This window comes from Pedobacter sp. KACC 23697 (genome assembly GCF_045348445.1).
Taxonomy (GTDB): Bacteria; Bacteroidota; Bacteroidia; order Sphingobacteriales; family Sphingobacteriaceae; genus Pedobacter.
Genome location: NZ_CP157485.1, coordinates 2,776,487 through 2,790,641, shown reverse-complemented (window position 1 = coordinate 2,790,641; position 14,155 = coordinate 2,776,487). Strand labels below are relative to the sequence as shown.

Annotated in this window: 11 protein-coding genes; 9 read left to right on the top strand and 2 right to left on the bottom strand. The window is 39.8% G+C overall.

What is annotated here, in order from left to right:
* Nucleotide 1 precedes the first annotated feature (1 nt).
* Nucleotides 2-1,087, top strand: a complete 1,086-nt coding sequence (locus ABEG20_RS11175; RefSeq protein WP_406823427.1) for a phytase — start codon at nucleotides 2-4, stop codon at nucleotides 1,085-1,087.
* Nucleotides 1,088-1,272: 185 nt separating this feature from the next.
* On the opposite strand, the gene ABEG20_RS11170 is transcribed toward ABEG20_RS11175, so the two are convergent.
* Complete coding sequence (locus tag ABEG20_RS11170; RefSeq protein ID WP_406823426.1) at nucleotides 1,273-2,388, bottom strand: polysaccharide lyase family 1 protein; 1,116 nt, start codon at nucleotides 2,386-2,388, stop codon at nucleotides 1,273-1,275.
* 837 nt (nucleotides 2,389-3,225) lie between these two features.
* Nucleotides 3,226-4,122, bottom strand: a complete 897-nt coding sequence (locus ABEG20_RS11165) for a helix-turn-helix domain-containing protein (RefSeq protein ID WP_406823425.1) — start codon at nucleotides 4,120-4,122, stop codon at nucleotides 3,226-3,228.
* A 543-nt stretch (nucleotides 4,123-4,665) separates the two neighbouring features.
* Between ABEG20_RS11165 and spt the strand changes: the two genes are divergently transcribed.
* The 8 genes from spt to ABEG20_RS11125 are packed head-to-tail and all read left to right on the top strand — an operon-like array spanning nucleotide 4,666 to nucleotide 13,997.
* Nucleotides 4,666-5,871 carry a serine palmitoyltransferase gene (gene spt, locus ABEG20_RS11160; protein WP_406823424.1) on the top strand — a complete coding sequence of 402 codons (1,206 nt, stop codon included), beginning with the start codon at nucleotides 4,666-4,668 and terminating at the stop codon, nucleotides 5,869-5,871.
* Nucleotides 5,868-6,989, top strand: coding sequence for a hypothetical protein (locus ABEG20_RS11155; RefSeq protein ID WP_406823423.1), 1,122 nt, complete (start codon nucleotides 5,868-5,870; stop codon nucleotides 6,987-6,989). Before spt ends, ABEG20_RS11155 begins: the two co-directional genes overlap by 4 nt.
* A complete protein-coding gene (locus ABEG20_RS11150) occupies nucleotides 6,986-7,975 on the top strand; it encodes an NAD-dependent epimerase/dehydratase family protein (RefSeq protein ID WP_406823422.1) in 990 nt (329 codons plus the stop codon). Before ABEG20_RS11155 ends, ABEG20_RS11150 begins: the two co-directional genes overlap by 4 nt.
* Nucleotides 7,976-7,995: 20 nt before the next feature.
* Entirely contained in the window at nucleotides 7,996-9,321 is a 1,326-nt protein-coding gene (locus tag ABEG20_RS11145) for an inositol-3-phosphate synthase (protein WP_406823421.1), read from the top strand.
* The gene (locus ABEG20_RS11140) at nucleotides 9,321-9,776 is read left to right on the top strand and encodes a phosphatidylglycerophosphatase A (protein WP_406823420.1); all 456 of its coding nucleotides are present in this window, start codon (nucleotides 9,321-9,323) and stop codon (nucleotides 9,774-9,776) included. The genes ABEG20_RS11145 and ABEG20_RS11140 overlap by 1 nt, the downstream gene beginning before the upstream one ends.
* Nucleotides 9,777-9,778: 2 nt before the next feature.
* Nucleotides 9,779-10,153 (top strand): GtrA family protein, encoded by a 375-nt coding sequence (locus tag ABEG20_RS11135; RefSeq protein ID WP_406823419.1) that lies wholly within the window; start codon nucleotides 9,779-9,781, stop codon nucleotides 10,151-10,153.
* A complete protein-coding gene (locus ABEG20_RS11130; protein WP_406823418.1) occupies nucleotides 10,154-12,697 on the top strand; it encodes a DUF5686 family protein in 2,544 nt (847 codons plus the stop codon).
* 10 nt (nucleotides 12,698-12,707) lie between these two features.
* Entirely contained in the window at nucleotides 12,708-13,997 is a 1,290-nt protein-coding gene (locus ABEG20_RS11125; protein WP_406823417.1) for a DUF4833 domain-containing protein, read from the top strand.
* Nucleotides 13,998-14,155: the final 158 nt, after the last annotated feature.

The window sequence follows — 14,155 nt, the reverse complement described above, 5'->3', positions numbered from 1 at the left end:
AATGAAACATAACAATATATTAAAGCTAGCCGCTTTTGCGGTTTTAAGCCTCACCATTTCTTGTAATGGGGGCACACAAAACGGAAATAGTGCAGTAATAAAACCTTTATACGTATCTGACCCTGTTGATTTTGATACGGATGATCCTGCGATCTGGGTAAACCCTAACGATCCGGCACAGTCGTTGGTAATCGGTACCGATAAGGATAGCAGTGGTGGTTTGTATGTTTTCGATCTGAAAGGTAAAATCATTAAACCGAAAACCATAAAAGGCTTAAAGCGTCCTAATAACGTAGATATTGCCTATGGGTTACAGTTGGCGGGGAAAAAAACAGATATTGCCGTAACAACAGAACGTTACACGCATAAACTGCGGATATTTTCTCTTCCGGATATGAAAGCAATTGACAATGGCGGCATTCCGGTTTTTGTAGGTGAAACAGGAGCAGAGTACCGCGATTTGATGGGGATCTCAATGTATACCGATCCAAGTGGAAAAATTTATGCCATTGTTGGTCGTAAAACAGGACCTAAAAATGGGGGTTATCTTTGGCAGTATGTATTGGCTGATGATGGCAAAGGCAATGTTAAAGCAGATTTAGTTCGGAAATTTGGTCTGTATAGTGGAAAAAAAGAAATCGAAGCCATTGCCGTTGATAACGAACTGGGTTTTGTTTATTATTGCGATGAGCAGGTAGGTATACGCAAATATTATGCAGATCCAGCCAAAGGAAATAAAGAACTGGTGCTGTTTGGGCAAGGTGATTTTGCCGTGGACAATGAAGGGATCGCAATTTATAAAACCCCGGGCAACAAAGGATATATTTTAGTGTCTGATCAGGGCGCCAGGCAGTTAAAAGTTTACGATCGGGTGGCTAAAGCCAATACGGCTGATCCTCATCCGCTGTTAACTACCATAAAATATTCGGCTAATCAAACAGATGGTATCGATGTGGTTTCAGTTCCTTTAAACAACGATTTTAAACATGGTTTGCTGGTGGCCATGAGTGATGATAAAACCTTTCATTTTTACAAATGGGAAGATATAGCAGGTAAAAAAATGACTGTTAATAATCAATCAAACTAATAATTTTTTTTTAAAAGCAATGGCAGAAGCATTTGGGGAGGTTTAAAAAAAAGCTGGATCATTTAAGATCCAGCTCCCACCTGTGATATGCTTTGCATATTTAGGTTATTTATCAGCTTAACCTGACCGGTTTAAAATTAATATTCAATCATCTCCCATTGATAATGATAAGATTTTAGTTGCCACTATAAAGATGTGCAGCTGTTACCAGAAAGTGTGGCACCTGCGCCGGTAGATGCCGTAACAGTTGATTTTACATTGGAAGCATTAAGTACGGTAAGGCTGTAGGGTACTGTAAAAGCCGTTACCCCGTTGCCCGTTTTATTTCCGGTAACAGCTGTAAAAATGTTATTCTTTTCCTGTACCGCTGTAGCTGTATTGCTCATTAAATCGATTGGAATTTTAACATTCTCAAATACATTTGATTCTATTAAAATATTGGCTTCAAAACCAGCCTGTACACAATTTTTACTTACCGTGCTGTTAAAGTAGTTGTTAACAATATGTAATTTTCCAAACCTTACGCGGGGCATTCTGGCCACACAGCCCTGTGCCCACCAACAACGTACAAAAGTAATACGGAAGTGCCCTCTGTCGGCAGTAGCGCTATCGCTTGATCCGATCAGGTCCGAAAAACGGTGATCATCTGATCCTCCGGGCCCACCTGCCCGTGGTGTTTTTAAATAGGTAAATTTGCAGTAAGACACAGTAATATAATCAGAGGTATTTTTGATATCAAAGTTGCCATCTACGCCATCCCTAAATTCGCAGTGGTCTACCCAAACGTTATTACTGGCATCTAATGTCACACTATCCCACCCATCTACATCATAAGCACCCGGCCCTTCGAAAATCAGGTTTCTGATAATGATGTTGTTGCAGCGTTTTAAATAGAGAATGCCCGAATTATCTTTTGTTTGATCGGCTGAAACAATTTTTGCTCCAGATGAGCCAAAAATTGTTTTTCCTGTTTGGTCCTGAAAAGAAATCCGACCACCTGATGGAATGGTAATGGTGCCATTAACCTGGATCATTTTGATGCTGGTGTTTTGTATTGCAGATTTTAATGCTGTATAATTGGTTACTACTGTTGCTCCGGCCTCTCCGCCACCAGTTGTGCCTCCATTTTGTGATGCCCATCCTTTGGCAGTGCAAACTGCTTCGGTTGTTGCTGTTAAAGATTTAGAGGATAATTCAGTGTTTTCTGGTTCTGTAGCTAACTTTGCATTCTTTTTGCAACTGAATAGCATTAAACACATGGCTATAGCCATGAAATTGAGGTAAAAATGTTTGTTTCTCATTTTAATTTGGTTAGAATTTTAATGTGGGATAGATTAAATGTTTTTGCTTGGTAGGTTAATGATGGCTTTGTTATATGAGTTAAATTACGGACAATACCTGCTTAAGAAGTTTGTTTTGGTTTAAATATTTATGCAATCGTTCACGGGATCGATTGCGGAAGCATAGAGCCGGCTGGTATTAAGCAATGAATCTGAAAGACAATGGTTGGTTATAATGGAACGAATAGTGAAGCGGGAAAGGTATTAAGTCTCTTTTATACGTCATGCTGCGGGGCTGTGGTTAGAAGAATTTTCATTTTTCTGGACCATATAAGACATTTAAGGGCCATATAAGCTTACGTGTTCTTATATGGTGTGAAAGCCTAAAGGATTATTTAATGAATGAGGTGTTCTTAGGTGTATAAGGTGATTAATTACTGCGTAATCTTTAATTTTTAGGACTACCTTACATATTTTCGCTTAATGAGTTTTACAGGGTGCAAAATCTTAAACCTAACTAGCAATGACGAAATTTCTATTTGTGAATGGAGAAATCTTTTTACATAGTTCAAAGATTTCTCCATTTCGCTACGCTTTAGTCGAAATGACGGCGATTTTTTTAAAAGTGTTATTAATAGCTTGCCAAAGGATATGTTTTAAATGTCTTACAAGGCATTTAGACGACCTGTTCCGATTCATCGGAAGGCTCAACGTGACAAATTCGATTGAATTATAATTGATGATGCAGCCTCTTTTTAGTTATTGCTTAAAAACTCTGGTACAGCGCAGCGCAAAAACGGTGAAATACAAGAATGATTAATGGAAATGATAAAAAACTGAATTTGACGATTCATCTGTTTAAACCGCAATGTTATTCGACATTTTATACTCAGAAGGGGTAACCCCTGTTTGTTTTTTAAAATATTTGCCGAAAAATGAAGAATTGCTAAAACACAATTCTATCGCCACTTCCGAGATATTCATTACGTGGCTGGTTAACAGTAGTTTGGCTTCCCTGATTACCATTTCGTCAATAATTTCGCCAGCTGTTCTGTCTGTAACCTGTTTTACTACCTGCGATAAATGTCTCGGTGTAATGCGCAGGCAATTGGCATAATAGATTACCCTTTTTTCCTTTTTAAAATTTTCGGATACCAATGCCAAAAACCGGTTGGTTAATTCTGTGCGGCTGTTATGTACAAATGGTTTAGTATCTTTCTGTTTGTTTTTAAGGAGGAAAATATCATAAAGAAGTTCCAAAAAGCTGTTGTGCACAATGTTTTTGATCTGTGGCGTATCTTTTGAAACATTAAGCTTCTTGTGGAGGGCCAGCATATCGTAATAGATAAATGTATATTCCTCTTTTGAAAGTGAAAATTTATGTGACTGAACATCTTTCGACATCCGGTATGTTTCGCCGCTGTTAAAAAATATGCCCTTATTTTTGAGGTAGCTCTTATTAAAATGGATACTGATAAACGAAACACTGCTGTTATCTGTAATCTCATAAACAGAGTGTGGCAAAACCAGTAAAATATCCCTATGGTTGAGCACATGATCTTCAAAATTGATCTTAATATTGAGCTTGCCTTTGGTAATGAGGATTAAGGCATAACTCGAAACGCGGAAAGGCTCAGAACTGCAATAATGCGGATCAGTGCTGTTGTGGATTTTCGCCATCAGGCCATCATTTAATGAAAGCGCTTCCTCGTGGTTTTTTTCTGAAAAAGTTTTATTGAGTAACTCTTGTTGCATAAAATCGTTCAGTGTTTTTTAATAATTTCTTAACAGATTCGATCATCTTTTGCACTACAATTTCAGCCACCCTTTTTTTGGATAGTTTTTGCCCTTTATCTGTCGGATTTTGATGTGACAAATGTAATGTTCGGGATCAGTTTTGCAAGAATATTTTTTTAAAATGACTAATTTTTGATTGATTTTAATGTTTTTGATTAAGAAATCTATATATTTTAATTTGCTTAAATACAGTTATTTATACTGTTTTTAGTGCTTTTTTGGCGGTTTTTAACTTTTTTACTATTTTATAATAAAAGTCAGAATGTCAATTGGTCAATTCATCTGAATGTCACATTTTGCCGATCCAACTTTTTGACCAATATATCCCACATTTGAACCTTTTTTTGGCTCCAATTCCGCGTTAAAATTGTGTGATCAAATCGTTTGGTTAATGTGTCCTTAATCTACATCATCGAATTTTAATTTGTACGGGTAGCATTTGGGGTACTAGCCAGGCTTTCAGAACAGGGTTTTAAAAACTGAAGAATATAAGTGTTCAGCATGCGTAAAAAATTACAAGATAGAATTGCCTCTTTTAAGGATGCGGCGGTGATAAAGGAAAAAGGATTGTATCCTTATTTCAGGTCGATATCATCCGGTCAGGATACCGAGGTGGTGATCAACGGGGAAAAGGTACTCATGTTTGGTTCAAATTCCTATTTAGGTTTAACCAATCATCCCAAAATAAAAGAAGCTGCAAAAGATGCCATCGAAAAATATGGTACGGGTTGTGCGGGTTCGCGGTTTTTAAATGGTTCGCTCGATATCCATCTCGAATTGGAAAACCGCCTGGCCGAGTATGTGGGCAAAGAAGCTGCAGTGCTTTTTAGTACCGGTTTTCAGGTCAACTTAGGCGTAATATCGTGCTTGTTAGATCGCAACGATTACCTGCTACTGGATGAATACGATCATGCCTCTATTATAGATGGTAGCCGTTTGGCCTTTTCCCGCACCATTAAATATGCGCATAATGACATGCAGGATCTTCGCCGCAAATTAAGCCGGTTACCTGAAGATGCTGCTAAACTGATTGTTTCTGATGGGATTTTCAGCATGGAAGGTGATTTGGTTAATCTTCCTGAAATGGTAGAAATTGCCAACGAATTTGGCGCCAATATTATGATGGATGACGCGCACAGCCTTGGTGTAATCGGTTTTAATGGATCTGGAACGGCATCTCATTTCAATCTTACCGGGGATGTGGACCTCATTATGGGCACTTTTAGCAAATCGCTGGCCTCTTTAGGTGGTTTCATTGCGGGTAATACCGAAACCATCGAATATATTAAACACCGTGCCCGCTCACTCATGTTCAGTGCCAGTATGCCGCCATCTGCTGTAGCCAGTGTAATTGCTGCACTGGATATTATCGAATCGGAGCCTGAAAGGATTGATCAGCTTTGGGCCAATACAGAATATGCAAAACAACTTCTGCTCCATGCCGGCTTCGATATCGGGCATAGCAATAGCCCTATTATTCCTGTTTACATCCGCGATAATATCAAAACCTTTATGATTACGAATATCCTTCAGCAAAATGGCGTATTTGTAAACCCGGTAGTTTCGCCAGCCGTTCCGTCCGATTCGTCTTTGATCAGGTTTTCTTTAATGGCTACGCATACTTTCGATCAGATTGAATCGGCCATAGCCAAACTAAGTGCAGCTTTTAAGGCTGTTAATGTAGAATTAGTGGGGAGCCAATCATGAAAGAACTGGTAAAGGTTTCTGGTAAAAAAGCATTGGCTGCGTTTGTTGATTTTCCGCACGAACTGTATGCAGGTGATGTAAATTATGTGCCCGAACTTTTTATCGCCCAGCGCGATCTGCTTACCCCCACCAAACATCCTTTTTACGAACACTCTGAAATACAGCTTTTTTTGCTTTATGATAAAGGTGAAATAGTTGGACGAATTGCTGCAATCAATAATAACAACCATAATAAAGTCTACGGATCAAAAGACGGTTTCTTTGGTTTTTTCGATTGTATCAATGATGCCACAGTGGCTAAACAGCTTATTGAAGCGGCGCAGGATTGGCTAAAGCAAAAGGGATTGACCAGGGTTTTAGGCCCGGTAAACTTCTCTACCAATGAAGTATGCGGCTTGCTCATTGAAGGTTTTGATGGGCCGCCGGTAGCCATGATGCCTTATAATGCGCGTTACTATCTGCCACTTTTGGAACAAATAGGATTTCAGAAAAATGTCGATTTACGGGCCTATCGCTACACCGCCGGCAATTATAGCGAAAGATCGGTTAAACTACTGGATGGGATAGAGGAACGTTTGAAACGGAACGACATCGTTCTCCGAAAAATCAACATGAAGAAATTCAAGGAGGAATGTAATGCGGTAAGGGAAGTGTATAATAAAGCATGGGATAAAAACCTTGGTTTTGTACCAATGACAGACAAGGAATTTGACTATACGGCAAACGACCTGAAACTGATCCTCGACCCCGAATTTTGCATCCTGGCCGAGCAGCGTGGTCAAATTGTAGGATTTGCACTGGCCATTCCTGATATTAACCAGATTCTGATTAAAATTAAACGTGGAAGGTTGTTTCCAACAGGTTTGATCAAACTTTTGGCCAATAAAAAGAAAATTGATGGGATCCGTATTTTATTGCTTGGCGTGGTGGATGGTTACCGTAAAATGGGGATTGAAGCCTGTCTTTATGGCCGTATTATTAAACATTTCAAAGCTAAAAACATGAAATATGCGGAGGCAAGCTGGACTTTGGACCATAACGACCTGATCAATAAACCGATTGAAGATATCGGTGGAAAATTGTACCGCAAATACAGGATTTTAGAGAAAGCGATATGAAAAAGCGGGTGTTGATTACCGGGGCGACAGGATTTGTAGGGTATCACCTGATTAAATCTGCTTTGGCCAATGGATTGGAAGTGTACGCAAATGTGCGTCAATCGGCTGCCGCAGATCATCTTAAAGATTTTGAGATCAATTATGTGGATCTCGATTTTGAATCGATTTACCTGTTAAAAGAAAATATCGAAGAGAAAAAATACGATTATATCGTACATGCCGCTGCAGTAACCAAGGCAAAAAATTTAGTCGATTACAATAAGATCAACGCAACTTATACCCGGAATTTAGCGATAGCTGCTTCGAAAGCAACACACAAGATAGAGAAATTTATATTCATCAGTAGTCTGGCGGCTTTGGGTCCTTTAAAGCAGAAAAACGATAAACTGACGGAAAAAAGTACATCCAACCCGGTAACCCGGTACGGCATCAGTAAGGCGCTTGCTGAAACTTATCTGGCGCAGGTTTCCAATCTGCCATTAATCATATTCAGGCCCACAGCGGTTTATGGTCCACGGGAGAAAGACATTTTCATACTGATCAAAACCATTAAAGCCGGGCTGGAGCTTTACATCGGCAAGCAGGAGCAGGAACTCAGTTTTGTATATGCTACCGACCTGGCCGATATCATCATTAAGGCGCTTGCTTCTGCTGTGGCGGGTAAAAGTTATAACATTTCTGATGGGGTAGTTTACAAGCGTTCATCACTTGCTCAGTATGTAAGTAAAGCCTTGGGCAAAAAAACAGTAAAGGTAAATGTACCGGTACCGTTGATTAAAGGTTTGGCCTGGTCTATGGAACATTTATATGGCGTATTTAATAAAATACCCGCCTTAAATGTAGATAAGATAAAAGAGCTTACGGCCCTCAACTGGGGCTGCGACATTAAAAATATTCAGAACGATTTTGGTTTTGTTCCCCGTTTCGGATTGGAACAGGGACTAAATGAAACCATCAACTGGTACCGTAAACATAATTGGTTATAAGATTTTAAATAAAAGACAGAATGAAACAACAAGTAAAAGCAGCTGAAGGTAAGCTGGGAATATTAATGCCGGGACTTGGCGCTGTAGCTACAACTATGATTGCCGGAGTTGCTGCCATTAAAAAAGGCATCTCAAAACCGATCGGTTCGTTAACGCAAATGGGGACCATCCGTTTGGGTAAAAGAACAGAAAAAAAAGAGCCAAAAATTAAAGATTTTGTGCCCTTAGCCAATCTGGAAGATTTAGTTTTTGGTGGCTGGGATGTGTATGAAGATAACGTTTACGAAGCAGCATTGAATGCCCGCGTATTGGATGCCAACCTTTTGCGCGATGTGCGCGAAGAATTACAGGCCATTAAACCCATGCGTGCAGCGTTCGACAGGAATTATGTAAAAAACCTGGATGGTAAATATGTAAAAGATATCGATAACCGTTACGAACTGGCTTTAGCCGTAATGGAAGATATTAAAAACTTTAAGGCCGCAAACAACTGCGACCGTATTGTACTGGTTTGGTGTGGTTCTACCGAAATTTATTTCGAACCCTCTGAAGTGCATGAATCATTAGCCGCTTTTGAGCAAGGTTTAAGAGATAACGATCTGCGTATTGCGCCAAGTATGATTTATGCTTATGCTGCATTAAAATTAGGGATTCCTTTTGCTAACGGAGCGCCAAACTTAACAGTAGATATTCCTGCATTGATCGAACTGGCTAAAGAAACTGATACGCCAATTGCTGGTAAAGATTTTAAAACCGGTCAAACCTTAATGAAAACCATTTTGGCTCCTGGTTTAGCGGCGCGTTCGTTAGGCGTAAACGGTTGGTTTTCTGATAATATCCTGGGTAACCGCGACGGTTTGGTATTGGATGATCCGGATAACTTTAAAACCAAAGAAGTATCTAAACTGGGTGTGCTGGAAGATATTTTTAAGCCAGAAGTTAACCCGGATTTATATGGCGAAATGTATCACAAAATCAGGATCAACTATTATCCGCCTCACGGTGATAACAAAGAGAGTTGGGATAACATTGATATTTTCGGTTGGTTGGGTTACAAAATGCAGATCAAAATCAATTTCCTTTGCCGCGATTCGATTCTGGCCGCACCGATAGTATTAGACCTGGCTTTGTTTATCGATCTGGCTAAACGTGCAAACCTTTCAGGCATACAGGAATGGTTATCATTTTACCTGAAATCACCTCAAACAATCCCGGGGGTACCTGCAGAAAATGACATTTTTAAACAGTTAATGAAACTTCAGAATACCTTACGTTACATCATGGGGGAGGAATTGATTACCCATTTAGGTCAGGATTACGAAGAAGAACTGATAGAAACGGTATAGTGTTTATCCATAAATTTCTTTCAACGGCTCTGGGAATCGGGTATATCGGCAAAGGTGCAGGCACTTATGCTGCTATAGCAACCTGCATCTGCTGGCACCTTTTCCAGAGCCCTTATACCAACCCATATTTATGGCCAATACTTTTTACCATGTTCATCGTCATGGTCGGGATCATGAGTGCCGACCGGGTAGAAGAGATTTGGGGTAAAGACCATAACCGGGTAGTAATTGATGAAGTGGCGGGCATGTGCATCACCCTGTTATTTGTGCCTTTAAAATGGCAGTATACCCTTATTGGGCTTGTTCTTTTTAGGTTTTTTGATATTCTGAAACCATTTGGCATCCGCAAATTAGAAGAATTGCCAGGTGGTTGGGGTGTAATGGCTGATGATGTGCTGGCTGGAATTTATGCAAATATTATACTGCAACTGGTAATGGTTTTTGAATTTTTTTAAACATGCTTACCTACCTAAAAGCACAGGCGTCATCCTTAATAGCTTCTGCAACCGATTTTGGTGTCACCATCATTGCGGTAAACCTTTTCGGACTGTGGTACCTGGCAGCAAGCATCACCGGTACCATTTCGGGTGGTGTGGTTAACTTTTACGTAAACCGTAAATGGGTTTTTCAAAGCCAGTCGAAGGAGGTGAAATGGCAGGTATTCAGGTATATTTTGGTATGGGCAGGCAACCTGATCATCGTAACCGCGGGTGTATTGATATTCACCCATTTTTTTAATCTCAATTACGTACTCGCCAAAGTTTTGAGCGCTGTTTTAACAGGCGTAAGTTATAATTATATCATGCAAAAGCAGTTTATTTTTTCCAGTTAAATGAAAACGATTTATTCATTTTTATTATTCGTTACGCTCTGTTTTATTTTGCAGGTAAATGCTTTGGCCCAAAGAACCGTTGTATCTGGCAGGGTACGCGATGCCGTGACCAAAGAAACGTTGCCCAATGTTTCGGTTTTCTTTAAAGATACCCAGATCGGCACGCAGACTGATGTGAACGGGAAATATCTCCTGGTTTCTCCCAACCCACAAAATGAGATCAGTTTCAATTATGTTGGTTATCGTAGTGTTCTTAAAAATACTGTTCCATCTGCAACACAGGAACTGGACATTGCCCTGGTACCCGATTCAAGAGCCTTGGATGAAGTGGTTATTGTGGGCGGTAAAAAGGTAAGATACCGCAACAAAGATAATCCGGCAGTAGAATTAATCCGCCAGGTAATTGCCCACAAAGATGAAAACCGCATGAAGAGCTATAATACCGTTTCTTTCAGGCAATATGAAAAAATGCTCTTCTCACTGAGTAATGTATCAGATAAGTTTAAGAATAAAAGGATGTTTAAGAATTATCAGTTTCTGTTTCAGGAGCAGGATTCAACATTGATCGGTGGAAAAAATCTTCTTCCGATTTATATTCAGGAACAACTGGCCGATCATTACCTGAGCAAAAATCCGGAAAAGAACAAAACGATCATAATAGGGGAAAAACAGGTCCAATTCGACAGCCGCTACATCGACAATAAGGGAATGAAAACCTATTTCGACAGAATGTATCAGGATATTGATATTTATAAAAACAATATCTCGGTAATCAGTAACGAGTTTTTAAGCCCTATTGCTGATGGTGCACCTGCTTTTTATAAGTTTTTCATTACTGACACCATCAAAACGCAGAAACCTGAAATTATAGAGCTGTCTTTTACCCCACGCAATACAAATGATATGTTGTTTGAAGGGAAAATTTATGTTACTAATGATAGTCACTATGCTGTGACGGGAGCTTCTTTCGGCGTAAACAAAAATATCAACCTCAATTTTGTACGTGCACTAAAAATCGATCTGAATTTTGAACCGAATGATAAAGGCAAATACAGTTTGAGCAAAAGCAATTTACTGGCCGATTTTGGCATCGGGAAAACCAAAGGCATTGGTTTTACAGGTGAACGTAACGTTACTTTTAAAGATTACCAGTTTGATACGGTGCTGCCCGATACTGTTTTTCAGGGAAAAAGCACTGTTGTATTGGCTGATGCAGCGAAAAAGGACGATAAATTTTGGGAGAAAAATAGATTAGATACCATTTCCAGCAACCAGCTGAAGATTTATAGCAATATTGATACCCTGCAGAATCTGCCGTCTTTTAAGCGGACCATGAAAATCGTTACCCTTTTATTTGCAGGTTATCAGAATCTTGGCCCTTACGAAATTGGTCCGGTAAACACTTTTTATAGCTTTAACAATGTAGAAGGTTTAAGGCTGCGGTTTGGCGGACGAACAACGCCCGAACTGAGCAAACGATACTATTTCGAAAATTATGTAGCCTACGGTATTAAAGATGAGAAATGGAAGTTTTTCCTTTCCGGAACTTATTCCTTAAATAATAAATCCATCTACGAGTTTCCCCAAAACTACATTAGAGCCAGTTTTCAGCGCGATACCAAAATACCCGGACAAGAGCTGCAGTTTGTTCAGGAAGATAATTTCCTGCTCTCGTTTAAGCGTGGGGTAAACGATATGCTTTTGTACAACGACTTTTACCGATTAGATTATGTAAAGGAGTTCGAAAACCACTTCTCATATAACCTGGGTTTTAAAAAATGGAGTCAGACACCGGCCGGCGGATTGAATTACCTAAATGAAAATAACCAGCTGGTAAACCGCTTAACCACCAGCGAGGTTTCTGTACAGTTCAGGTACGCCCCGAATGAAAAGTTTTACCAGGGCAAAATTTACCGTGTACCTATAGCCGATCGTTATCCGGTATTTAATCTGCGTTACACCGCAGGTTTAAAAGGTGTACTGGGAGGTGAATATAATTACCATAACGTATTGGGAAGTATTGATAAACGTTTTTATTTATCGCAATTGGGTTACAGCGATGTAACTGTAGAAGGCAGTTATATTGCCGGGAAAGTACCTTTTCCTTTATTGGACATCCACCGGGCCAACCAAACTTATGCCTATCAACTCAATTCTTATAACCTGATGAACTTCCTGGAGTTTGTGAGCGATCATTATGTGAGCATCAATATCGACCATAATTTTAATGGCTTCTTTTTTAATAAAGTGCCATTGATCAAAAAATTAAAGTTGAGGGAAGTGGTGTCATTTAAAGCTTTGTATGGAGGGTTAAGGAACGAAAATAATCCTAATTTACAATCAGGATTATATCAGTTGCCAGTTTACGAAAACGGCGCACAAAGAACATATGCATTGGGCAACGAACCCTATATGGAAGGCAGTATTGGCGTAGGCAACATCTTTAAATTATTGCGGGTCGATCTGGTGAAACGGTTCAACTACCTCAATCATCCGGAAGTTTCAGAATGGGGAATAAGGGCAAGGGTAAAATTTGATTTTTAAGAGATAAACTATGGAAAAAAATCTAAGGGACAGCCTGCAGCTAGGCATTTATAAAGTAATTAATCCTTTTGTAAAAGGATTGATCAAAATCGGTTTAACACCTAATGCCGTAACAACTATTGGTTTAATCCTGAATATTGGGGTGGCCGTTATTTTTGTGCTTGGTGCCGAAAAATCAAACCGTGGCGATATGTCATACATTGGTTGGGGAGGTGCATTGGTGCTTTTTGCGGGTTTATTTGATATGCTCGATGGGCAGGTGGCGCGATTGGGAAACATGAGTTCCAAATTTGGCGCTTTGTACGATTCGGTACTCGATCGCTATAGTGAAATGATTATGTTTTTGGGTATCTGTTATTACCTGGTGGCACATCATTACTTTTTGAGTTCACTGTTTGCTTTTATTGCATTAATCGGTTCCATGATGGTGAGTTATACCCGTGCGAGGGCCGAGGGATTAGGGGTAGAGTGTAAAGGCGGTTTGATGCAGCGGCCAGAGCGGGTGGTCACCATTGGTGTATTTGCCATTGCCTGTGGTATTGCAGGCCATTTTATTGGTGGAAATTACAAGTTATATGTGCCTGGAATTTCTTTCCATGTATTCGAAACCATGTCGATTTTTACCATGCCAATTACCTTAATGGCAGTATTGACTAATATCACCGCTGTTAAACGTTTACAGGAAGCCAAAAAAGGCCTGGAAGCGCAAGAATTTAGCGAGCGAAAAGGAAACAACAAAGCTGCGTTAATTGCGGGTTTGGTATTAATGGGAAGCTTAACCGGAGTACTTTCTTTTACTGCTAATGCGCAGGGATCAGATCCTTCTCCAATTACATTTCCAACGCCAAAAGATATCAGCAATCAATTGTTTTATTTACAGCGTGATCCGAATACCAATACCATTATCTGCCAGTTAAATGTAGATAAACATGGTGAAGTGAATAAAGAACAACCCGTAAATGTGTTTTGGATACGTTACGGCGACAAGGGTGAAAAGAAAGAACTGAGTTATATTCAGCGGAAGTTTGCCTATGGCATCATCAGCAAAAACTTAGGGAATGGCCAGTTCGAACTGCGCTTTACCTCACATAAAAAATTGCCGATGTACCTGAATAAATCTGGTACAGATAAAAAATATCATGTTTTCGCCACCATTAATAATAAAAAAATGCAGCTGGAAAGGATATTCCTCCGGATTGAGGGTGGAACGTTTTGGTTCCCGAATGTGAAATATGTAGAAATAAAAGGTTTTGATGCTTCCGAACCTTCGAAAGTATTAGTGGAAAGGATTAAGGTGTAGCGGAGGGCGTGTTGCGTGTGGCGTTAATTGTCATGCTGAGTACAACGAAGAATCCTTTGTGATGCATTGGGTTCCGTGTCTCATAGGTTAGGGATTCTTCACTGCGTTCAGGGTGACAGCAATTTGCAGTCTGAGCGGAGCCGAAGACCCTTCAACAC

Excerpts from the sequence above, each read along its gene's own strand:
- ABEG20_RS11145 (WP_406823421.1), top strand. The coding sequence starts at position 7,996 with ATGAAACAACAAGTAAAAGCAGCTGAAGGTAAGCTGGGAATATTAATG.
- ABEG20_RS11155 (WP_406823423.1), top strand. The coding sequence starts at position 5,868 with ATGAAAGAACTGGTAAAGGTTTCTGGTAAAAAAGCATTGGCTGCGTTT.
- ABEG20_RS11130 (WP_406823418.1), top strand. The coding sequence starts at position 10,154 with ATGAAAACGATTTATTCATTTTTATTATTCGTTACGCTCTGTTTTATT.
- spt (WP_406823424.1), top strand. The coding sequence starts at position 4,666 with ATGCGTAAAAAATTACAAGATAGAATTGCCTCTTTTAAGGATGCGGCG.
- ABEG20_RS11150 (WP_406823422.1), top strand. The coding sequence starts at position 6,986 with ATGAAAAAGCGGGTGTTGATTACCGGGGCGACAGGATTTGTAGGGTAT.
- ABEG20_RS11165 (WP_406823425.1), bottom strand. The coding sequence starts at position 4,122 with ATGCAACAAGAGTTACTCAATAAAACTTTTTCAGAAAAAAACCACGAG.
- ABEG20_RS11170 (WP_406823426.1), bottom strand. The coding sequence starts at position 2,388 with ATGAGAAACAAACATTTTTACCTCAATTTCATGGCTATAGCCATGTGT.
- ABEG20_RS11125 (WP_406823417.1), top strand. The coding sequence starts at position 12,708 with ATGGAAAAAAATCTAAGGGACAGCCTGCAGCTAGGCATTTATAAAGTA.
- ABEG20_RS11135 (WP_406823419.1), top strand. The coding sequence starts at position 9,779 with ATGCTTACCTACCTAAAAGCACAGGCGTCATCCTTAATAGCTTCTGCA.
- ABEG20_RS11175 (WP_406823427.1), top strand. The coding sequence starts at position 2 with ATGAAACATAACAATATATTAAAGCTAGCCGCTTTTGCGGTTTTAAGC.